Origin of the sequence: Candidatus Amarobacter glycogenicus (assembly GCF_016704105.1) — a bacterium.
GTDB classification, from domain to species: domain Bacteria; phylum Chloroflexota; class Dehalococcoidia; order Tepidiformales; family Tepidiformaceae; genus Amarobacter; species Amarobacter glycogenicus.
This window is the reverse complement of the sequence record NZ_JADJAT010000019.1, coordinates 542581-562639: the sequence shown is the minus strand read 5'-3', so window position 1 is coordinate 562639 and position 20059 is coordinate 542581. Positions and strand designations below refer to the sequence as shown.

The window sequence follows — 20059 nt, the reverse complement described above, 5'->3', positions numbered from 1 at the left end:
CGTGCCCGGCCCGATCCAGGTGACGCTCTACCGGAAGGCCGGCTGTGGGCTCTGCGATCAGGCCGAGTACTACCTCGCCCGGATCGGAAAGCGCCTTCCGCTCAGTGTGGCGCTCGTCGACATCGCCTCGGACCCGCGACTGGAAGAGCGGTACTTCATGGAGATACCGGTTGTTGCCGTCGACGGCGAGGAGATAGCGCGGGCGCCGATTTCCGAACGGCGGCTCCAGGATGCCCTCGAGGCCTGCCGCCAGTAGCGTGTTCTTGCTCCCCGATGCGTAAAATCGGCGCGTAGAATCGGCGAGGGATTCTGACGATGGCGTTCTGCGTGTTCTGTGGTGCCCGGTTGGCGGCTGCAGCCGTCTTCTGTGGCCAGTGTGGGAACCGCGTCGGCGGGACGCCCGCCGCCGCGCCCGCGCCCGCGCCTGTGGTCGCCTCCCGCGCGAGCCTCAAGCTGGCCCGCCTTCCGCTTCGCCCGTGGGTGCTGGTCGCCCTCGCCGGTGCGGCCGCGTTGCTGAGCATCGCCTTCGGGTTCTTCACTGCCGGCGACGAGACAGACGGATTCACCTCGGCCGCGCAGGCGTCGGCAATCGCGAGTCGCGGCGAGCCCGCGTTCTGGGTGCTGGCCGATGGCCCCATCAGTCCCGGCGAGGAGGTCCACCGGGTTGAGCTCTGGTACTACCCGGATGAGGCGATCGGGCTCAGGTTCGTTGACGGTGTGGAGACCGGCCACGTGAGCGGCGAAATCGGGTTTGTTCCCGGGCGCCGGCTCTCGGTGTCGCCCGGGCAGCTTCACCGTGACCTCTCGCGAACCGAGACCGAGGCACTCCTCGGTGAGGCCGGCGTCGCCCTGGATATGGATTCGGACTATGCCGATTCTTCCGCGTTCTTCTATCGCAAGTCTGCCCTCCTGGTCACGTACCTCGGGGACAGGTTCTTCACCGCTCAGATGTACCACCCGGGGGAGACAAACTGATGCCGGTCATCGGATGGCTGATTGGAAAGGCGATGATCGCGGCCGGTGGGATACTGGTTTACGGTCCCCTCGTGCTGGGGGTCGGACTCACGATCTACGCAGGAGTAGCCGTCGGCAAAGGGATTGCCGATGCCGCAGGCGGCGCCAGGGACGCATCGCGGGCTGCGCGGACCGTTGAAGACGCATCACCCGCGGAACTCGAAGAGCTGCAACGCCAGCACACCGAGGGACAACTCAACCAGCACAAAGGCATCGCCGACGCCGTGAAGCAGGTCCCCCAGCTGGTCAGCGGGATCACGGACATTTCCCGGCGCGCAGGTGGAGCGTCCGGGACAGCCATGGAAGACCGGGATGTCATCACGGACCCGATCGACACACTCACGGTCCCGTGGACGACGCCGGGCATCGAGCCGGCAGGGAGTTCGGACCCTTCGGTCGCGTTCGAACCGGTCGAGGGTTTCGCCGTCGCCGGCCGGCCGTTTCCTTTGACGCTGGTTGTGCGAGGCATCGAGTCGGGGGCGTTCGGTGTGGTGTTCGAGGTGTCTGGCCCGGCGAACATCTCCCTTCAGGAGCTCCAGGTCCAGGGCGGGAGGTCGACTGCCGAGTGCGACGTGAACGGGCGTGAGGCGGTCTGCGGCATCACGCTGACGATGAGCGAGAACGGCGTGGCTTCGCTGAAGGCGAAGTCCGGGAGTGCAACGGCGACCGTCACCGTCTTTACGAACCTGGTCGTCAACGGCGGGTTCGAAGATGGATTGAGTGCACCATGGGGGACCGGCATTTACGAACCTCGCCCGCAAGGGATTTTCTGGGGCGCCGCCGAGGCGGAAGCTGCCGTCGTCGGCGGGGGACACTCCGGTGGGCGTCACCTCCAGATCGTCAACCGCTCGCCGGTCAAAGGAAACATCTACCGGACGCTCTCGCAGAAAGTGCCGGTCGCGGGGAAAGCCGACCATTGCTTCACGGTCTGGGTTCGGACGGAGAACGGGACCGGCGGCATGCTCACATTCCGCCTGAACGACTCCTGGGGAGAGGTGTTGGGGACGCAGGCAGGTTCGCCGGAGTGGCGCCAGTACGCGCACAGCTTCGTCACCGAAGACAACAACATCGATGTCCGCATCGTTTCAGAGAACACCGGGACCGCCCACATTGACGACCTCGTCCTCACGCCTGGGAGGTGCAAGGTCCCGAACGGTGTCGTGGCCAATGGGGCTGCTGCTCGCTAAGGCGAGACGAGAAGTCCCAGTAGCTCCTCCGCGATGCGGGGCAGGTGGCGCCCCTTGCGGCGAATCCACCCGATTTGCCGGTTTAGCTCGGGCACGATCCTGAGCGCGGTAACGTCGTCCCGGCCAGCTACGCTCATGCGGGGCGAGAGCGCGATCCCGCCGCCCGAGGCTACGAGCGCGAGGATGGCCTGCTGGGAACGGAGTTCGAACGTTGTCCGAAGCTCCACACCCGCGTCGCGCGCCGCCTCGTCGACCATCGAGCGTAACCCGAGGCCGGGCATCGAGAGCAGCAAGTCCGGCTCCTCCAGGACCTCCCGCAAGGCGATACTGGCGAAGGAGGCCCAGCGGTGTCCCGGGCCAACCGCCAGGAGCACCTCTTCGGTCAGCAGAGAGTGGATGTCCAGCCGCGAATCGGCCAGCGGGAGGACCACGATCGCCAGGTCGAATTCGTCGGCCAGCACGCGCTCGATGGCGTCGTCGGTGCCCAGCATCTCGACGAGGATGTGGCAGCGGCTGTGGCGTCGCCCCAGTTCGGCCAGCGCTCGCGGCAGGAGGTTGTCGCTCACCGTCTCCGTCGCACACATGCGGAGCGACTCCCCGAGGGGTGACTCAGGCCCGGAAACTGCCGCGATCGTCGTCGCTATCTCGTCGAAGACGCGGTCCGCGCAATCGGCCAATGCGAGCGCCGCCCCGGTGGGCACGACTCTCCGGCCAACCCGGTGGAAGAGCGGGACGCCAAGCTCCTGTTCCAGGGCCCGGAGCTGTTTTGACACCGACGGTTGGGCGACGAATTCGGCTTCCGCGGCGGCCGTCACCGAGCCGGTGCGGACCACGGCACGAAGGTAGCGGAGATGGTGCAGTTCCACGTATGCCTTCTGGCTATCCAATCGATGAGAAGCATATCTTGGATCGCGGCGGCGGCAACAGTGATGCTGGCATGCACCAGTGACGGCGCCGCTGGCTGGCAACCAAACGCCGCAGTGGTGAAAGATTTGTCAGCGAGCCGCGCGCTCGGAGACCGGAGATCGAAATGTCGAGTGTGACCGAACGGGTGAAGCAGCAATTCGGCCCGACAGCCGAGGCCTACATCAACAGTTCCTTCCATGCCTCCGGGCCGGATCTCGCCCTCCTCGTGAGTTCTTGCGGGTTCGAAGGGACGGAACTGGTGGTCGACCTGGGCTGTGGGCCGGGACACACCGCACTCGCCTGCGCCCGCCACGCCGCACAGGTCATCGGCATCGATGTCACCCCCGAAATGGTCGCGGCCGCCAGCGCGCTCGCGGCTCAACGGTCGCTTTCCAACGCGGAGTTCCGGGTCGGCAATGTAGAACAACTGCCGTTCGCGTCGGCGAGCGTCGATGTCGTCACGAGCCGTGTCAGTGCCCACCACTACAGCGACCCGGGCCGCGCCCTCTCCGAGGCATTTCGCGTGCTGAAGCCAGGCGGGTTGATGCTCATCTCCGACACCGTCGCTCCCGAGGACCCCGCCTTCGACACATTCTTCAACGCCGTCGAGTTCCTTCGTGACTCCTCCCACGTGCGTGACTACAAGGGTTCCGAGTGGATGCGCATGTTGGCGGCCGCGGGCTTCGCTCCCGAAATGCTTGAACGCTTCCCGCTCGTGCTCGATGGAGCCGACTGGGTGAAGCGGATGCAGACGCCGCCGGAGAAAGTCGCAATGCTGAAGATGCTTTTCGCAGAAGCGAACCCTGCTATCCGCGCCGCCTTCGAGGTCCGGACGGACCCGTGGGGCTTCACTATCCCGATAGGCGTGATGCGGGCGGTGAAGCCCGCCTAAAACCAGCCGAGGTTATGCTGCGACCGTGAGCGAACCCGTTCCCGCCGCACGCTATGCCGCCCGGGCTGTCGTCATCGACGATGCTCGCCGGACGCTGTTGTTCCGTGCGAAGGTACCGGGCCGTGTTGGCCGGTTCATCTGGATCGCGCCGGGTGGCGGTATCCAGGAGGGTGAGGACGAACTCGCCTGCGTCCGCCGGGAGCTGTTTGAAGAGACAGGACTGTTGGATCCGGAGGTGGGCCCCTGCGTCTGGCAGCGGGACCATACCTTTCGCTGGGGAACCGGCATGCTTCGCCAGGTCGAGTCGTACTTCGTCGTCCACACGGCCGTGTTCGAGATTTCGACCGAGAACCACGAAGAGGCGGAACGTGAGTTCCTCGATACGCATCGCTGGTTCACGCTCGAAGAGTTGCGGTCTCATGACGAGACGCTCGTACCAGGGAATTTCGCCGAACTTCTCGCGCCGCTTCTGCGCGGCGAGTACCCGGCGAACCCCGTCACCGTTGGGATCTGACCGCTCGCGATCCGGGCCGGGCTACCGGGGATTCGCCCCCGGAGCGACGGCGCCGTTCGAGACCTTGCAGGCCCCTAGCGTCAGTTCCAGGTCATCAACCCACGCGATTCCGGTGTTCTCAGAGACAATGCGGACATCGATGTTGCTGTCCTCGGCGACGAACGTGTAGGCGTGCTGCCGCCACGCGGCCGACCCGGTCCCGATACCCAGGGCCTGGGACCACGAGTCGTTGAACCGGAAGGAGAGCATCCCGGAGGTGCCGTTTTCCGTCCTCACCCAGGCGGTGAAGCAGTGCTGCTGACCTCCGCTCACACCCACTTTGCGGGCGAGCGTACGGTAGACGTGCGGGGCCGCGGCCGTGCGGTTGGTGATGCGGAGCGAATATGCGCCTCGAGTGTCGCCCTGGACCACCTCAGCGGTGGCATCCGCCGAACCCCAGAAGATGCCACCTGCGTTCGGCTCATAGATTCCGGTGCCCCATGGCGCTCCGAGGGCGCCCGATTCAAATCCCCCTCCCGTGATGAGGTTTGGGGGCGGCACGGCCGTGTTCGTCGCAGTGGGTGGCGGGGTGTTCGTGGGCGCTGGCGTGGCTGTCGCAGCCGCCGGGGCCTGGGTAGGGTTTGACCCCGCCGCCGCCGTCGCGCCGGAAGTCGGGCTTGCGCCGATGACCGTCGCTCCGGCGGGCGATGTCGGGCTGGCCGATCCCGCTTGCGATGTCGCCGGGGGTAGCGTTGCCCCCGCGGATGGCGCGGCGCTCGCGGAGCTTCGGGTCGGCGTCCGTTGCTGCACGTTCGCACCGGCAGGTCGGGAGCCGGCCGGCTCCTCCGTGTTGTCGTTCGAACCAGTCAACCAGAGCACGATGACAAGTGAGCCCGCGAGCGCGGCCAGCGGCAACACCCCGAACCAGAGAAGCCGTTTCCATGGGAGGGGCGAGGCCTGCTCTGTGCCGGGCGGGCCAGGACTTGGAGAGGCGGGAGCGGCGAGACGATGTTCATCGGCGGTGACGGGGGCCGCCTGGTCGATGGCGTTGCCGCACTGTGTGCAGTACCTCAGGCCTTCACCTGCAGCCGCACCGCACTGCGTACAGAAGCGTTCACCGCTCATTCGCACCACCCGGGCCTGGTGTACTGGACATTCTGGCTCGCGCGTGGACGCGTCCCGCCTCGAACTGCCGCCGGAAGGGATTCCGGGACGATGGCACTTCGCGCACGCCTCACGCTGTAGTGGGCGGCATTATGCTTCGTGTCCGAAGCATGTCAATTGGGCGCGGCGCACCCCTTCGGCCCCGCCACAGCCTAGTCCCAGAGGTATTCGAACACCCGGACCGGCTCATCGAAGCCGGGCAGCAGCGTCGGCCCGAAGTCAATGAAGACGTCTGGCCCCCGCCCGCTCGCCTCATGGGCCGCATCCGTGAGCAGGATCTCGCCGCCGTTGGCATGATTGGTCACGCGGCTGGCGAGGTAGACCGCGACGCCGAAGATATCCCCGTCGGCCTGGATGACATTCCCCCAGTGGATTCCGCAGCGGATCTTCAGTGTGATATCCGATGGGCTGCACCGGGCCACCTCTCTCTGGGCCGTCGCCGCATGCACCAGGGCTTCATCGACGGTCCGGAAGGTGAGCAGGACCCCGTCGCCGAGCGACCGGACGACCCGGCCCGTGTTGGTTTCGGCGGGGCGGATGGCGTTGGAGAGGAACTTCAGGACATGGTAGGCACGCGCGTCGCCCAGCTGGCGGGTGATGCGAAGCGACCCGGCGATGTCGATGAACAGGATCGCACAGCCGGTCGGCCGGAGTTCCCAGGACCCTTCCGCAGCGAGGGTTGGTGTGTTCAAGGCGGTTCGTCTCCCGTGCCGGTCCTCGGGAGAGTCTCCCGGACGGACTGCACACCCAATCTAGGCAGAAACGCCACGCTGCACAGTGATCGCTTTCACAGTGCGGCCGGCTGCCGGTCATCCTGGGAATTCGATCGAGCCCGCCTGGGCGCTAGGGGGAATACTCGAGGCCGACCTGGGCGAGGAAGCCGGGCAGGTCCTTCTCATACAGCTCGCCCCGACGCGTCGCGCGCAGCACTCCATCCTTGTCGATGAAGAAGCTCACGGGCACCCCGCCGCTGGTGCGGTAGTGCTCCGCCACCGAGCCAGAGGCATCGAGCACGGCCGGGTACGTCGCTCCGAACGAATCGAGGATCGAAGTCGCCGGGCCGCTCGACTCGAGGAAGTCCACACCGAGAACCACGAGTTGCCCCTCGAGTGCCTCCTGGGCTCTGATCAGGGCCGGGATTTCGTTCTTGCAAGGGCCGCACCAGCTCGCGTACCAGTTCACGATCACGGCCTTGCCGCGGAAGTCCGAAAGCTTGATCACCTTCGAGGTGTCCCGCGCGTCCGCGAGGGCGAAATCGGGCGCTTTCTCACCTTCCCTGGGCCGGTTCGGGTCGATAGGGCCGGTGTTGGGATAGGGGTTCTCCAGCCCCAGCCCGCCCGTGCCCGAGTCGTCGTCTTCGCCGCCGGACGCGAACAGGTAGGTCGCCGCGCCGACCGCCAGCGCGACGGCCAGCACCAGGGCAAAATACCCGAGCAGCGTGCGCGCCGGCGCAGCCGGCCTGGGGGGCGATGGGCTCGTTTCGGTATCTGGTTCCACTGTCTTCGATGGTAGCAGGACGTTGCGTTCATTCACTGTTAACGGCGGGCGCTACCATAGGGTGTGATGGTTACTGCCCCGGCGAAGTCGCGAGTGCTCGTAGTCGAAGATGAAGAGTCCCTGCTGTTCACGCTCGCTCACAGCCTCAAGCGCGAGGGCTACACGGTCATCACCGCCAACCGCGGTGACGACGGCTTGAAAGTCGCCCGCGAACAGCACCCCGACCTCATCCTCCTGGATGTGATGCTCCCAGGGCTCGACGGGATCCAGGTTTGCCGCCTCCTGCGGCGCGATTCCGATGTCCCGATCATCATGCTCACAGCCCTCGGTGGCGAAGGCGACCGTGTCGCCGGACTCGATACGGGCGCGGATGACTACATGCCGAAACCTTTCGGCATGCGCGAGTTGATGGCGCGGGTGCGGGCGCTACTTCGCCGCTCCGGGCCGCGCGCAGCTCCGGACACAGGGCCCTCTCTCCTCGTCTCAGGCGACATCCAGGTCGACCGCGAGCGCCACGAGGTCACCTATCGCGGAGCCATACTGCGGTTGAAGCCGAAGGAGTTCGAACTCCTGCTATTCTTTCTCCAACATCCGGGGCGGGTCTTTTCCCGGGAGCAAATCCTCGATGAAGTCTGGGGCTACGATTTCTTTGGCGGTCCCCGGACGGTGGACGTCCACATTCGCTGGCTACGGCAAAAGATTGAGGCCGATCCGGCTAATCCAACTCGCCTCAAGACGGTCCGCGGTAGCGGGTACCTCTTCGAAGGCTAGCCCAACGGCCGGCGGCGCCCGGTCTGCATCTCCTGGAGTTCCTTCGTGAGGCGTGACCTCGCCCTTCGCGGCGCCGCCGTGGGACTGCTCGCTGCGGCCATAGCCGGCGTCGCCGGGTTCATCGAAGACAACGGAAGCCTTTCGTTCGCTGCTGCCACCGTCGCCGGCCTGGCCCTGGCTGGCGCCCTGACCGGCTACTTCGCGTTTCGTGGCCCCGCCCAGGCGGTCCGAAACGTCGCCGAAGCGGCCGGGCATATTGGCGAGGGTGAGCTCGCACTGCGGGTTCCCGACGCGAACGGCTCCCCCGGACAGCTGACGCGTGCCTTCAACCTGATGGCCGGCCGTATCGAGCAACTCTTCGAGAGCGTCGCCGCCGAACATGCCCGGCTCGAGGCGGTCTTCGATGCATCGAGCGACGCGATGGTCGCGCTCGCCCCCGACACGTCCGTGCGCTTCCTCAACACCGCGGCGGTCGAGTTGTTCCGCAGTGGAATGGCCGAAACCGTCGGACGCCCGTTCATCGAGTCTGCCCGGGACTACGAACTTGACGAACTCGTCCGGCGCGTTATCGCGAGCCGGACGGGTGAGGCTTCGGTTGTGGCCTTTGGGCCGGACCGGGTCTCCCTGCGCGCCGCCGCCCTTCCGATTCCCGACGGCGGCGACTGGTCGGTCTTGCTCATGCTCACCGATCTCACCGAAGTGCAGCGCGTCGACCAGGTCCGTCGGGACTTCCTTAGCAACGTTTCGCATGAGCTTCGCACGCCCCTGGCCGCGATCCGCGCCCTCGTCGAGACGATGGAGGATGGTGTCGACGCCGAAGACGCCCCGGAGTTCCTGCGCCGCATACGGCAGCAGGTGGAGCGGCTCACGTCACTGGTGAATGAACTGCTCGACCTTTCGCGCATCGAATCCGGTGCGATCACCCTCAACCCGGAGATGGTCGAGCTTTCTGCCCTCGTGGCCGAATCGGCTTCTCTCCTGCGCACCCGCACTGAGCCAGCAGAGGTTCGTATCGCTTGCGAAAGCGATCCCATCGCCGTGGAGGCAGACCGCGCGTCATTGCTCCGGGTCGTCAGCAATCTGCTGGACAATGCGACCAAGTGGAGTCCGCGCGGTTCGACGGTGCGCGTCTGGATGCGGGATGAGGGCGAGGTCGTGGCTCTCTGCGTGCAGGACGAAGGCCCCGGCATCCCCGACCAGGACCTGGCACGCGTTTTCGAACGGTTCTACAAGGGGGAGGCGTCGCGTTCCGCCGCGGGCGTCGGGCTCGGGCTCGCCATCGTGAAGCACCTGGTGCGCGCCCACGGTGGCACGGCCACAGTCGAAAGCCCCCCGGGCGAAGGCGCCCTCTTCACGGTCCGCCTGCCGAAGGTCTTCGTGGGCAAGCGCTGACCCGCGCGTGCCCGGGTGGGACCGGTGCGATACCGGCAGCCTTCGCCGCAGCCACATGGAGGTGCGGAACGTCTCGGAGTGGCGCGCCACAGGCGCCTGCCGGCCGGGTATCGTCTGGCGATGGAAACGCAAGCCCGGCTCGAACTCATCGCCCGCTACCGCCTCGGTTACTCGGCCGTCGAAGAGGCGCTCTCCGGCATCGCCCCCGAAGCACTCGACCATGCCGACGCCGATGGCTGGACGCCGCGACAGGTCGTCCACCACCTTGCCGACAGCGAGATGACTTCGGCCCTTCGCCTGCGCAAGCTCGTCGCCGAGTCCAACCCGGTGATCTGGGGATACGACGAAGACCGGTACGCGAAAACGCTGTGGTACGGGGAGCGGCCAATCGAGCCCTCGCTCCTGGCCTTCCGGGCCGCTCGCGAAACCACCGCGAACATCCTCGATCGGCTGAGCGAGGCGGATTGGGCGAGAGAGGGCTGGCACACGGAAAGCGGCCGCTATTCGATCGACCGTTGGCTGGAGATTTACGCTGCCCACGGGCACGAACACGCTGCCCAGATTCGGCAGGCGCGGGCGTAGGTGTCAGGAGGCGGTGGGCAGCACCGGAATCTCGACTGTTTCCAAGCTGGACAGGTCGACGTAGCTAGATGAGTTGTCTATATCGAGGCCTACGACTCGGCCCTTTGAGTCGATATCCGCCACAAGGCCCTCCCCCAGCTCGACTGCGTCAACTGCCGCGCCGGGCGCGAGTTCGATATAGAGTGACTTCGTTTCTGGATAGTAGTGCAGCTTCATTTGGACTCACCGCGGTCGAGTTTGAACCCCCGGTCCGGAAACGCGTTGTGGATCGTCTTTCCGTCTTCCAGCGTCACGACCCGCAACCATCGGCCCCCAAGCTCCTCTATTCGCCTCCAGCCCCCCCCCCCCCCCCTTTCCCCCCAAAAATTGGGGGGCCCCCCCAACTTTTTTTTTCCCCCTTTTCTGGGGAAGGTAAGGTCTGGGGGGCAGCACCTGCTCCTCGAAGTAGCGAGTGGTCTCCACATCTACCCCTTTCGCATCTGCAGCAGCTCCCGGACGCCGAGATCCTTCACTTCGTAAACGTGAGTCGCGATGCCATCGACGATGCCCGGGTCGTGGCTCGCGCAAATGATCGTCCCGTCGTAGCCCTGGAGGGCCTCGATCAGCTTTCGCCGCGTGGTTTTGTCAAGGTGGTTCGTCGGCTCGTCCAGGAGGAGGACGTTTGTCGGCTGGATGAGGAATTTCGCCAGCGCGACCCGGCTGCGTTCGCCACCCGAAAGCACGCGGACTGGCTTGAAAGCGTCGTCGCCGGTGAAAAGGAACTGGCCAAGCACCGTCCGCAGTTTCACATCGGGAGCGCCGCCGGCGACTGAGCGCACTTCCTCGAGTACGGTCCGGTCGTAATCGAGGGCTTCGTCCTGGTGCTGGTCGTAGTAACCGGGGCGGGCACGTTCGGCCCACTCGATCGCTCCCTCGGTCGGTGCGATGAGCCCGGCAGCGATCCGCAGCAAGGTGCTCTTGCCGCTCCCATTCGGCCCGATGAAGACGACTTTCTGGCCGCGTTCGATGTGCATGTTCACGTCGACAAGCACAAGGTGGTCGCCATACGCGTGGCCCAGGTGCTTCACCATCAGCACATCCCGTTCGGTGCGCCCGTGGGAGGTGAGCACGAAGTTCACCTCGGCGTCCTTGCGGGTCCGCTCGATGCGGTCCACCTTCGCGATCAGCTTCTCGCGGGATTGCACCTGCGTCGTCTTCGTCGCCTTCGCGCGGAACCGTTCGATGAAGCGCTCCTGCTTCCCCATCTCGCGTTCCTGGCGGGCCGCCGCCTGGTCCTGCGCCTGGAGCCTCGCGGCCTTCTGCTTCTGATAGGCCGTGTAGTTGCCCGGGTAAGGGTCCACCTTGCCGTCGCGCAGGTCGAAGATACGCGTCGCTACCTTGTCCAGGAACGCGCCGTCATGCGTGACGATGAGCAGGGCCGCATCCCAGTCCTGCAGCTCTTCGGCGAGCCAGTCGCGGGTCTTCGCGTCCAGGTGGTTCGTCGGCTCGTCCAGGAGGGCGTTCTCCGGTCGGCGGACGAGCACCTTCGCGAGCGCGATGCGCATCTGCCACCCTCCGGAAAAGTCGCCGCAACGCTTGTCCCGGTCCGATGGCTTGAAGCCGAGGCCGCTGATGACGCGGCCGATGCGCGCCTCGATGCGGTATCCATCCATCGCGTCGAACTGCTCGAAGAGACGCGCCTGCTGCTCGATCAGCGTGTCCAGGCCGTCGTCCCCCCGCTCGATCTTCGCGGCGATGTCCTCCAGCTGGAGTTCAATCGCGCGCGCCTCGGGGAACGCCTCCCAGAGCTCCTGCAACAGCGTGTTCTCGTCCTTCAGGCCCGCTTCCTGGCGCAGGTAGCCGAGCGAGGCCCCACGGTATCCGGCCGCCCCGGAATCCGCCTTGTGCTCGCCGGCGATCAACCGGAGGATGGTGGACTTTCCACCACCGTTCGGGCCAACGAGCCCCGCGTGCTCGCCGTCTCCAACGATGAAGTTCAGGTCGCGAATGACATCGACGGGACCAAAAGACTTGGTGACGTTTTCGGCGTACAGCATGAAACAGTAGCTACTTCCCAGCGTGGCCTCGGCTCGATGGCGCGAGGAGGACGAATCCGGATGTGTCGGTGCGCCTGGCATACGTCCGCCGCGGTGCGAGGTTCGAGGCCCCAGGGCTTACGCGCCGCCGGGCCGGCTCACGCCGGCTGTGGTCTCTCGGTCCGGACCTTCGTGCGCTGGGTATCCATAACAACAAGCGTACCAGAACCTCGCCGCAGGAGCCGGGCAGGGTCCTTCACTCGGCCCACTTGAGGCGCAGAGGCCCGCCCATGTCCCTTGCATTAATAAGGACGACAACACTTCCACCGGCGTGATCGAAGATAACTTCGCGCCGTTGGGCAGTCGCACTGTCCTGTGCCTCCAGCACCACTTTGTCGCCGGCCATCACGGTCACGACCCCGTCTGTCTCCAGGCCGAAGCGGTAGCGGCCCGGTTCGAGTGTCAGTTGCTGGCTCGCTTCCACGCGCCACGCATCGTCCGTGAAATCAGGGAACGGTTTGCCCGCTTCATCGATCGCGAGCCGTTCGACGAATCCCTGCGCGGCCCGAAACTCGCTCCCGGTCGAGGAACGCGCGTAATAGCTGAGGAACCAGCTCCCGCCCGGTTCCTTGAGCTCCCGCACCGGGACAGGGGTCGCGGTCGCGGCCGGCGTCGAGGGGTCTCGCGTGGGCACGGGTTCGCCCAGCGAGACGGTCGCCGGCCACTTTCCGTCGTTCCCGGTCGAGGTTGGGTCGAAGAACATGAAGCCGAAGCCAAGCGCGAGGCCGAGGATCCCGAGTGCGACCAGTTCCCTCAGCCCAACGCCATGCATCTCCCCAGTTTCCGGGGAGGCGTGCGCTACCGGCAAAACACATCGTTCACGGGCCTTTCCGGAACGGCTGTGTTTTACGTAACTCGGGGAAAACCCGGTTCCCTGTTTCGCCTGGCACGCCGACACTGGCCTTCATGCGAAAAATTCACACTTTCGGGCTGGCGTTGCTGGGCCTCATCCTCGCCGCCGGTTCGTTTGGCTTCGCCGCCGCGGCCGATTCGCCCGCGCCCACCCTGGTCCGGCGCGCCTTCATGCCGGCCATCGCCGGAGACAGCGGGGCTTCGACTCCCGGGCAGGCGACGTCGACACCCCAGCCTCCCACCGGATGCGCCGGGCTCCGCACCGAGGTCCGCGTGCTTGCCGATGCACTCGCCGGCTTCGATCGCACCCCTGAAGCCTCTTCCGTTAACCAGCTCCTCCTCGCGTCACGGCCCGCCGGCGTCACCGACGCGACCGCTCGCCTGAGCCCCTTCGAGGACCGGGTCGTCGAGATGACCGTCTACCTGCTCGGCTTCCAGCGCACGGCGAGCGGCGGGATCGAGCTGGCGATCTCGCAGGCCCCCAACGGCGAAGCGATGCTCGCCTACTTCCCATCGAGCAGTTGCCTTTCGAAGACCCCTGTCGAGAGCCTCGCCGCGGCCGGGTCGGCGCGCACCGCCTTGCAGCTCGCCTGCGGAAACCCCCCCGATTCGGGGCTGTTCAAGCCGCTCGGCGGTAGCGCCACGATCTCCGGTGTCCCCTTCTGGGGCCGGCAGCATACGAACACCACGGGCGCCGCCTCCGGGGTCGAACTCGGGCCCGCGCTCTCCTTCGTCTTCAACCCCGCCACCTCCTGCGATGCGGATGCCTCGAAGACCCCGTACCCCACCAGCACACCGACGCCCGTCGTCCAGGAGATCCTGACCGGCGTCCTTCCCCAGACAACGCAGCCGGGGACGACCGTGACCGTGACGATCTACACCGTCCCCGCCGTCGCCGGAAAGCTCTGTGGTTTCAGCATCACCGACGCCGCGTACGTCACCGTCGCCTCGGCTCCGCTGAAGGCGACGGGCGCCGATGGCCAGGTCAGCTGGCAGGTCGCCCTCCCCCCGACCACGGCGATCGGCAAGGCCCGCGTCCAACCCAACTGCCCCGGACTGCCGACAGACGGCTCGGCGAGCCTCTACATCGTCTCCTGACCCAAGTCCACACAATCTCCCACCGCCGCACAACACTCCCCTTCTCCCAAGCCTGGGAGAAGGGGCCGGGGGATGAGGGCGCACGTCCGCCCCGACCCAGACACTCCCGGCGCCGTGATCGATCTCGCGAAATTCCCCGTTAACCCCAGCCCACCTTCACGCGTTCTAAACCTCGTACGGGAGTCTGCCCCTCGGGGTTTGACGTCTCGATCTACGCGTTTGCGGAGATTGACCCTTGCCGGATCGATCGGTACCTTTCGCAAGACTTTACCAACGCCGGGGCTTCTGGCCCGGGCGGGAGCATGGCGTACGCGTCATCTCTGGAGGCGAATTGGCCTGTAGCCATTCCGGCCCCTCCTTCCTTGTGAAGGATGCAAACGGCGAAACCGCCCGTTCAACCGGGTTCCTCCCCTCGTTCGGGAGGAACCCGCTTTATGTTGAGCGGGCTTTCGAATCGAATCTTCATTCCACGAAAGGAGGGCGTGCCATCGTGGCCTGACGCCCGGCGCGTCCTTCCCAGCGAAGGACAGGGGCAGACATCCCACGAAGAACGACCTGATACCCGATTCGACGAACTAGAGGGAAAGCCCGGACCCGCCCGGCATAGCGCCAGGGCCAAGGCGGCAGACGAGTGGGCAACCTCGCCAAACGTGGAATCGCTCCACCGAGCACTCGCGAGACTCCGCGTCTCCGCGTCTCCCTGGCGCTCCCACAAAGCGTTTGCCCGCAACTCCGGGCGAGTCCGGAACCGGCCACTTCTTCGGAAGCACCGGTACACCCATTAGCGAGGGGCCGAAAGCCCCAGACCAGCACAACGGCTACGGCATCGTTGCCTAAGGCCAAAATGACTGGAGAGGTAAACAATTTTGAGTAAGGAAATTGCTCAGACGGTAGGCGGAAAGCGCATCGCGTGGCTCATCGCGATTGTCGCCGCCTTCGCGGTCTTTGCGACGGTTTCCCTGCAGGAGCAACGAGGCGCGTGCAGACGCGGCTCATCCTGCGGTATCGTTAACGCAGACCCGCATCTGGTGGCCATCCGGAGGCTGATTCCCCGTCGGCGATGCGGTTTACTGCTAGGCCGTGACAGTCGATCCTGTCACCGGTGGCATCGACTGGGGCACCACCGGCACCGCGACCGTGACGGTCACCGGCGACGGCGTTGCCACGACCGCCGGGACCGGTCCCGACCAGCGCGTCATTCCTGGCTACATCGACTGGCACCTTCCAGGTCACCATTGCCTTCAACGACGCTAACGGCCCGCACAGCGCGCCGAGACCGGCCAGACCACTGCCGCGACCTTCGCGGTTAACGGCGTGACGGCCACCACCCCGACGGTGGCTGCCGGCCAGAACGCGACCGTGACCATCACGATCCCGGCCGGCCTCACCTACTGCACCGACGTTAGCGCCGGCAGCGGCAACGCCCGCACGGGTGGCACCACTGCGACGGACTTCGCTGTTAGCGGCCTGACCGTGGTTACCAACACCCCGACGACGGCCCTCGACACTGCCAACGGAACCCACACGGTTGTCGTTAGCGATGACGCGACCGCCGGCGGCTCCGTCACGGTGTACACGCACCTCGCGGACTCCACCGTGACCAACGACTGCACCGCGCAGGTCATCACCGTTGCGGCCTCTGTCTTCGCCGTTCCGGAACTCCGCCACATGTCGGATACCGCGAACATCGTCGTGACCAAGCAGGAAGTCAACAACAACGTGCGTGGCTCGCGCCACACCGTCTGCATGGTCGCCCAGAACACGGGCCTCGACTTCAACGGCGACGGCGACTACACCGACGCTCTGGAAGTCGCCCCTGTGGCGGTCCTGCTCCCGGGCATCACGCTCGCGAACATCGTCGTCACCAACGGCGGCGGCTATGCCAGCACCATTGATACGGACCCGGATTTCACCGACGTCCGCATCTTCACCGGTGACAGCACCGCGACTTCGTCCGGCGGCTACGGCCTCACCACCTACCCGACGGCGACCGCCGGCCTCCTCAATGCCACCTGCATTAGCTGGGTGAGCACCGACGCTGGCGACCAGCAGATCAACGTTGTCTACGTTGGCCTCAACGGCGTCCAGTACAACGCGAGCTGGGACACCGACCGCGATGAGAACGACAACGACGGGTTCATCAACGACAACGACCTCCCGAACACGTCCCTCATCAAGGAATGGAACCGTCTCGAGAGCAGCCTCCTGACGATCGAAGGCGTGAGCCAGGGCGCACTCCAGGACGTTTCGAAGTCCTACGGCGTCGTCCTCGACCCGGCCACCGGCCTGTACCGGTACGTCAGCTCCGATGGCGACGTCGACATCCTCGATGCCTTCCTCGGCAGCCACATCAACAGCGCAGGCGTCAAAGAGGGACCGATGTCGCTCGCCGGCGTCGTCTGGACCGTTAGCGAGTCCGGCTGCGACGCGGCCGTGACTTCCAACGGCACCTGGAACCTGTCCGCCTACACGGGCATCACCACGCTCCTCCCTGACGGATCCGTCGGTAACACGCCGGCCGTCGCGGTCATGCCTGGCGACTGCCTTCCCGGCCAGTCGGTCCTGATCACGATCCAGGGCTGGGAGCCGGGCCCGCTCGGTAGCGGCAGTGGTGTCGTGGTCACCGAGACCGTCCGCATCACCTGGACCCAGAACATTGCCGAGAAGCAAGTCTTCCTGGCGTGGGCTGGCCAGCGCATCATCCTCGAGCACGACTGGCGCATCGCCGCCGGCGACGGTGGCAGCACCGGCCAGTCCGTCGGCTCCGACTACCCGACACCGAACGGCACCTGCCCGTTCACCGGCCAGGGCACGTTCGGCGTCCAGTACATCAAGGGCACCGGCCCCGGCAACTTCGTCGCCGGCCTGAGTGCTGCCATTTACGGCAACGATGAGGCTCGCGTCCTCGTTGGCACCAGCGACAACAGCCAGTCGCTCGAGTCGATTGGCGTCGCCGATGACGACGACATCAACAACGACCCGCAGGACAACTGCATCAGCCGCGTCCTCTACGAGTCGGAAGACCCGGGCGAGGTCGACATCGAAGCCTTCGCCTACTCTTGCGTCGTCGAAGGCCCGGGCAGCTGCGGCGCCGAGAACTACACGAAGGTCGCCTTCGTCGTCTACTACATGAAGATCAACACGATCAACGTGTCGCTGGTGACGCAGGTCTCGAAGCCTTCGCACAACAGCTCGTACTACGCTGACTACGCCCCGGGTAACCCGTGGGACGCCAGCAAGGACGACGCCGACAACGCAACCGACTGGAACGTTTCCAAGGACCTCCTGGTCCGCGGCCGCGTGACCGGTTGGTTCACGAACAGCAACCCTTCGGGCCGCGCGGCCGACACGAGCAACCCGCTCAACGTCCTTCCCGCCAACCGCTGGGTGATGCCGCAGGACTGGCCGCTGCTGGCCGGTGGCCCTGGCGACCCTGCCGATGGCACGGACGCGACGGGTACCGCTGAGCAGTTCCGCCCGTACTACGACATCTTCTTCGCCCCGAACAACACCCGCGGCCTCGCGCTTGCCACCCCGACTGGTCTCGGCGGCATCGAAGTCACGGTTGTCATCACGGGCAGCACGGGCAAGGGCTCGTACCTGAACAGCACGGTGAACTCGCCGATCCGTGTCGCATCCTGCTCCGACCTCCCGGCCGGCCGGCAGATCTTCTTCGGCGCCTCGACGACGCCGTACTACGTCTGGGCCTGCGCCAGCGGCTTCCTGTTCGTCCACACGAGCAGCTCGCCTTCGGCGACGGCCGCTGGCCTGCCTGCCGCCCCGGCGGTCGGTACGCCGATCTTCTACGCGACCGGCTACGTGCCGTTCGAAGGCCCGTTCAGCCTCCTCGACATCGTCGGTCTCGCGGCCGAGGGTAGGGGCGGTGCGGCCCTCAGCAACCTCAACCCGCCGTTCATCCGCGACACCGCGAATGACGACGGCGATGTCGACATGTGGGACGCCCCGATGCCGCCGGCACCGGTCAGCGTTGCCATCCGCGGCACCGGCTTCATCAAGGAAGTCTACAAGGCCGACGTCTACTACAACGGCGTAGCGAACACCTCTTCGCAGGTGTACCCGAACCCGTACTACATCGAGAACATCCCTGGTAGCCCGTTCATCCCGGCCGTCGTGGCTGGTGGCGGTTACCTGTGGAACTCGTGGGCAAACGACGGTCCTGGCGGAGATGGCCAGGGTGTCTACTGGTACTGGGATGCCGTCTACATCGGCACCAACTCCGAAGGCATCGGCGAGTCCCTGGGCTCGACTGACGTCAAGGAACTTGGCCTCATCCGCAGCTACTACGGCGATCCCAGCATCGCCCGCGACCTCGTCGTCTTCAGCGACAACCATGGCGAGTTCATGGTCAGCGCCAACGGCGACTTCAAGACGGACCTGACCGCCTGCACGACCAACGTGCTTGCGGGTGGGAAGCACTGCAAGACCGGTGACAAGGTCGGCACGGGCACCATCACGGCGACCGTTGACTACCCTGACTTCCGCGGCAAGCACTTCCCGGTCCTCTCCAACGCTGCCACGGTCACCTGGCTGTGGGGCGGCTACAAGGACGTCACCGTTGAGAACGGCGAGACCGACCAGTACAAGTACATCGTGTTCCATGCCATGGACCGCGACGGCTTCTGCGCGGACACGACCGGCCTCGACGCAGTGCTCCTGCACAGCGTCCTCGCAGCGAACTTCACCAACTACCTGGGCATGACTGACCAGAGCACGGCGTTCACCATCGCCAACATGACGGGTTCTGCTCCGAGCAACGCCCGCCACAACAACGACCCCGTCGAGAATGTCGACTTCCTGATCGACAGCGGCGAAGGGATCATCATCGGCAGCAGCGACCCGTACGCCATCATCAGCGACGGCAAGCAGTTCGCTACAGATGTCTGGACGTTCTCGACCCTCCAGAACGACCCGGCAACCACCGGCATCAAGGAATTCCCGCTCAGCTCGCTGGCGGCCACTGGTGCTACGGATGAATGCCAGGCCTGGATCAAGGTCTCGAACAGCCTCCTCGGCATCCTCAACGTCCTTGCGATCGCGAACGACGACGAAGGCAACATCGGGTTCGACAAGATCATCGATCTGACGAACACGACGTCCTACACGCTGAACTTCCGCTGGAGCCTGGTGACCTGGGCCGGAGCGGACGCCATCAGCGTCAGCGACGCCATCAAGGGCACCGGAACCTCCGGGAAGAACCCTGGTGGAAACGACATCTCGGCGAGCGTGACGGCCATCTATGGCTGGGACGCCGCGGCGCAGCAGTGGCTCGGGTACTTCCCGTCCGGGGTTAACGTCCCTGGCGCGAACGACCTGGTCTCGCTGAAGACCGGCTCCGCCTTCTGGATCGCCATCACCGGACCGTCGTCCGTCACCTGGACTATCGCGTCCAACGTCAACTAGCACCGCTCTCTCTTCGCTTCTCCCTCCCCTTCATCGGGGAGGGGGAAGTGGGAGGGGGTTGGCTAGCTGAATTGGCCGTGAGACAGGAATGGAGCAAACAATGACGAAAGTTCTCAAGTTGCTCGGTGGCGGTTGGCTTGCTGCGGTTTTGGGCGTTGTCCTGTTCGCGGCGAGTGGTGCGCTTGGCGCTACCACCGTCTCGGCAGAATCGCCGCCCAACCCGCCGGCCCGCTTCGTCGGCTCGGTAAAAGTCGATGGAGCCGCCCCGGCAGCCGGGACGCTTATCGAGGCTCGCATCGGGAGCGCCACCTGTGGCGCGACGACGGTGTTCATGGCTGGTGGTGAGGCCCGCTACGCGGTCGACTCCCCGGCCCTGGATCCCGGCGCCAGCCCGAACTGCGGTGTCGATGGCGCCGTCGTCTCGTTCTACATCGGTGGCAAGAAGGCCAATGAGACCGGTACCTGGGCGAACTATCAGCTCAATACCGTCAATTTGACCTACACCACGCCGACGCAGACCGCGACTCCGAAGCCGCCGACTACCGGTAACAACGTTGCCTCAACCGGCAGCAGCTCGGCCAGCTGGCTGTATGCAGCGCTCGGCCTCGGCGCCCTCGCCTTCGGCGTGGGTGGCGCGACCGTCGCTCGCCGCAGCCGCTAACCCGGCACCCGGCAAAACGAAAAGCAAAGAGCCCCGCTTCGGCGGGGCTTTTTG

19 protein-coding genes are annotated in these 20059 nt (G+C 65.7%); 12 read left to right on the top strand and 7 right to left on the bottom strand.

Features of this window, described 5'->3' with window-relative positions; all coding sequences use genetic code 11:
• Position 1 precedes the first annotated feature (1 nt).
• From IPG14_RS14020 to IPG14_RS14010, 3 genes are read left to right on the top strand one after another with little or no spacing between them, the layout of a single operon-like run.
• Entirely contained in the window at positions 2–256 is a 255-nt protein-coding gene (locus IPG14_RS14020) for a glutaredoxin family protein (RefSeq protein WP_343392222.1), read from the top strand.
• Between the two features lie 59 nt (positions 257–315).
• Positions 316–975, top strand: a complete 660-nt coding sequence (locus tag IPG14_RS14015; protein ID WP_343392221.1) for a zinc ribbon domain-containing protein — start codon at positions 316–318, stop codon at positions 973–975.
• Entirely contained in the window at positions 975–2201 is a 1227-nt protein-coding gene (locus tag IPG14_RS14010) for a hypothetical protein (RefSeq protein ID WP_343392220.1), read from the top strand. The genes IPG14_RS14015 and IPG14_RS14010 overlap by 1 nt, the downstream gene beginning before the upstream one ends.
• Here the strand turns inward: IPG14_RS14010 and IPG14_RS14005 are convergent.
• On the bottom strand, positions 2198–3088 hold the full coding sequence (locus tag IPG14_RS14005; RefSeq protein WP_343392219.1) for a LysR family transcriptional regulator: 891 nt from the start codon (positions 3086–3088) through the stop codon (positions 2198–2200). The genes IPG14_RS14010 and IPG14_RS14005 overlap by 4 nt on opposite strands.
• Positions 3089–3231: 143 nt before the next feature.
• Between IPG14_RS14005 and IPG14_RS14000 the strand changes: the two genes are divergently transcribed.
• The gene (locus IPG14_RS14000) at positions 3232–3999 is read left to right on the top strand and encodes a methyltransferase domain-containing protein (protein WP_343392218.1); all 768 of its coding nucleotides are present in this window, start codon (positions 3232–3234) and stop codon (positions 3997–3999) included.
• 25 nt (positions 4000–4024) lie between these two features.
• Positions 4025–4513, top strand: coding sequence for an NUDIX domain-containing protein (locus IPG14_RS13995; protein WP_343386165.1), 489 nt, complete (start codon positions 4025–4027; stop codon positions 4511–4513).
• A 21-nt stretch (positions 4514–4534) separates the two neighbouring features.
• On the opposite strand, the gene IPG14_RS13990 is transcribed toward IPG14_RS13995, so the two are convergent.
• From IPG14_RS13990 to IPG14_RS13980, 3 genes are all read right to left on the bottom strand, one after another.
• A complete protein-coding gene (locus IPG14_RS13990) occupies positions 4535–5617 on the bottom strand; it encodes a hypothetical protein (RefSeq protein ID WP_343392217.1) in 1083 nt (360 codons plus the stop codon).
• Between the two features lie 191 nt (positions 5618–5808).
• Positions 5809–6348: an adenylate/guanylate cyclase domain-containing protein gene (locus IPG14_RS13985; protein WP_343392216.1), complete on the bottom strand. Its 540-nt coding sequence runs from the start codon at positions 6346–6348 to the stop codon at positions 5809–5811.
• Between the two features lie 151 nt (positions 6349–6499).
• On the bottom strand, positions 6500–7153 hold the full coding sequence (locus tag IPG14_RS13980) for a TlpA disulfide reductase family protein (RefSeq protein ID WP_343392215.1): 654 nt from the start codon (positions 7151–7153) through the stop codon (positions 6500–6502).
• A gap of 66 nt (positions 7154–7219) precedes the next feature.
• Here IPG14_RS13980 and IPG14_RS13975 point away from each other — a divergent pair, with 66 nt between their 5' ends.
• The 3 genes from IPG14_RS13975 (at position 7220) to IPG14_RS13965 (ending at position 9898) form a co-directional block, all read left to right on the top strand.
• Positions 7220–7924, top strand: a complete 705-nt coding sequence (locus IPG14_RS13975; protein ID WP_343387374.1) for a response regulator transcription factor — start codon at positions 7220–7222, stop codon at positions 7922–7924.
• Between the two features lie 45 nt (positions 7925–7969).
• Positions 7970–9316 (top strand): ATP-binding protein, encoded by a 1347-nt coding sequence (locus tag IPG14_RS13970; protein WP_343386160.1) that lies wholly within the window; start codon positions 7970–7972, stop codon positions 9314–9316.
• 120 nt (positions 9317–9436) lie between these two features.
• Positions 9437–9898, top strand: coding sequence for a DinB family protein (locus tag IPG14_RS13965; protein WP_343392214.1), 462 nt, complete (start codon positions 9437–9439; stop codon positions 9896–9898).
• Between the two features lie 3 nt (positions 9899–9901).
• Here IPG14_RS13965 and IPG14_RS13960 read toward each other — a convergent pair whose 3' ends face one another.
• The 3 genes from IPG14_RS13960 to IPG14_RS13950 all read right to left on the bottom strand — a co-directional run bounded on the left by IPG14_RS13960 (position 9902) and on the right by IPG14_RS13950 (position 12745).
• Positions 9902–10114, bottom strand: coding sequence for a DUF2283 domain-containing protein (locus IPG14_RS13960; protein ID WP_343386158.1), 213 nt, complete (start codon positions 10112–10114; stop codon positions 9902–9904).
• Between the two features lie 248 nt (positions 10115–10362).
• The gene (locus IPG14_RS13955; RefSeq protein WP_343387377.1) at positions 10363–11934 is read right to left on the bottom strand and encodes an ABC-F family ATP-binding cassette domain-containing protein; all 1572 of its coding nucleotides are present in this window, start codon (positions 11932–11934) and stop codon (positions 10363–10365) included.
• A gap of 235 nt (positions 11935–12169) precedes the next feature.
• The gene (locus IPG14_RS13950; RefSeq protein WP_343392213.1) at positions 12170–12745 is read right to left on the bottom strand and encodes a hypothetical protein; all 576 of its coding nucleotides are present in this window, start codon (positions 12743–12745) and stop codon (positions 12170–12172) included.
• 134 nt (positions 12746–12879) lie between these two features.
• Between IPG14_RS13950 and IPG14_RS13945 the strand changes: the two genes are divergently transcribed.
• The 4 genes from IPG14_RS13945 (at position 12880) to IPG14_RS13930 (ending at position 20005) form a co-directional block, all read left to right on the top strand.
• A complete protein-coding gene (locus IPG14_RS13945) occupies positions 12880–13923 on the top strand; it encodes a hypothetical protein (protein WP_343392212.1) in 1044 nt (347 codons plus the stop codon).
• A gap of 1080 nt (positions 13924–15003) precedes the next feature.
• Positions 15004–15177, top strand: coding sequence for a hypothetical protein (locus IPG14_RS13940; protein WP_343392211.1), 174 nt, complete (start codon positions 15004–15006; stop codon positions 15175–15177).
• A 60-nt stretch (positions 15178–15237) separates the two neighbouring features.
• Positions 15238–19344 carry a hypothetical protein gene (locus IPG14_RS13935; protein ID WP_343392210.1) on the top strand — a complete coding sequence of 1369 codons (4107 nt, stop codon included), beginning with the start codon at positions 15238–15240 and terminating at the stop codon, positions 19342–19344.
• A gap of 100 nt (positions 19345–19444) precedes the next feature.
• Positions 19445–20005 carry a hypothetical protein gene (locus IPG14_RS13930; RefSeq protein WP_343386153.1) on the top strand — a complete coding sequence of 187 codons (561 nt, stop codon included), beginning with the start codon at positions 19445–19447 and terminating at the stop codon, positions 20003–20005.
• Positions 20006–20059: the final 54 nt, after the last annotated feature.

Bases quoted from the DNA above. Each gene is read 5' to 3' on its own strand.
- IPG14_RS14015 (WP_343392221.1), top strand. From the start codon at position 316: ATGGCGTTCTGCGTGTTCTGTGGTGCCCGGTTGGCGGCTGCAGCCGTC.
- IPG14_RS14010 (WP_343392220.1), top strand. From the start codon at position 975: ATGCCGGTCATCGGATGGCTGATTGGAAAGGCGATGATCGCGGCCGGT.
- IPG14_RS14000 (WP_343392218.1), top strand. From the start codon at position 3,232: ATGTCGAGTGTGACCGAACGGGTGAAGCAGCAATTCGGCCCGACAGCC.
- IPG14_RS13990 (WP_343392217.1), bottom strand. From the start codon at position 5,617: ATGAGCGGTGAACGCTTCTGTACGCAGTGCGGTGCGGCTGCAGGTGAA.
- IPG14_RS13975 (WP_343387374.1), top strand. From the start codon at position 7,220: ATGGTTACTGCCCCGGCGAAGTCGCGAGTGCTCGTAGTCGAAGATGAA.
- IPG14_RS13965 (WP_343392214.1), top strand. From the start codon at position 9,437: ATGGAAACGCAAGCCCGGCTCGAACTCATCGCCCGCTACCGCCTCGGT.
- IPG14_RS13960 (WP_343386158.1), bottom strand. From the start codon at position 10,114: ATGAAGCTGCACTACTATCCAGAAACGAAGTCACTCTATATCGAACTC.
- IPG14_RS13955 (WP_343387377.1), bottom strand. From the start codon at position 11,934: ATGCTGTACGCCGAAAACGTCACCAAGTCTTTTGGTCCCGTCGATGTC.
- IPG14_RS13950 (WP_343392213.1), bottom strand. From the start codon at position 12,745: ATGCATGGCGTTGGGCTGAGGGAACTGGTCGCACTCGGGATCCTCGGC.
- IPG14_RS13945 (WP_343392212.1), top strand. From the start codon at position 12,880: ATGCGAAAAATTCACACTTTCGGGCTGGCGTTGCTGGGCCTCATCCTC.
- IPG14_RS13930 (WP_343386153.1), top strand. From the start codon at position 19,445: ATGACGAAAGTTCTCAAGTTGCTCGGTGGCGGTTGGCTTGCTGCGGTT.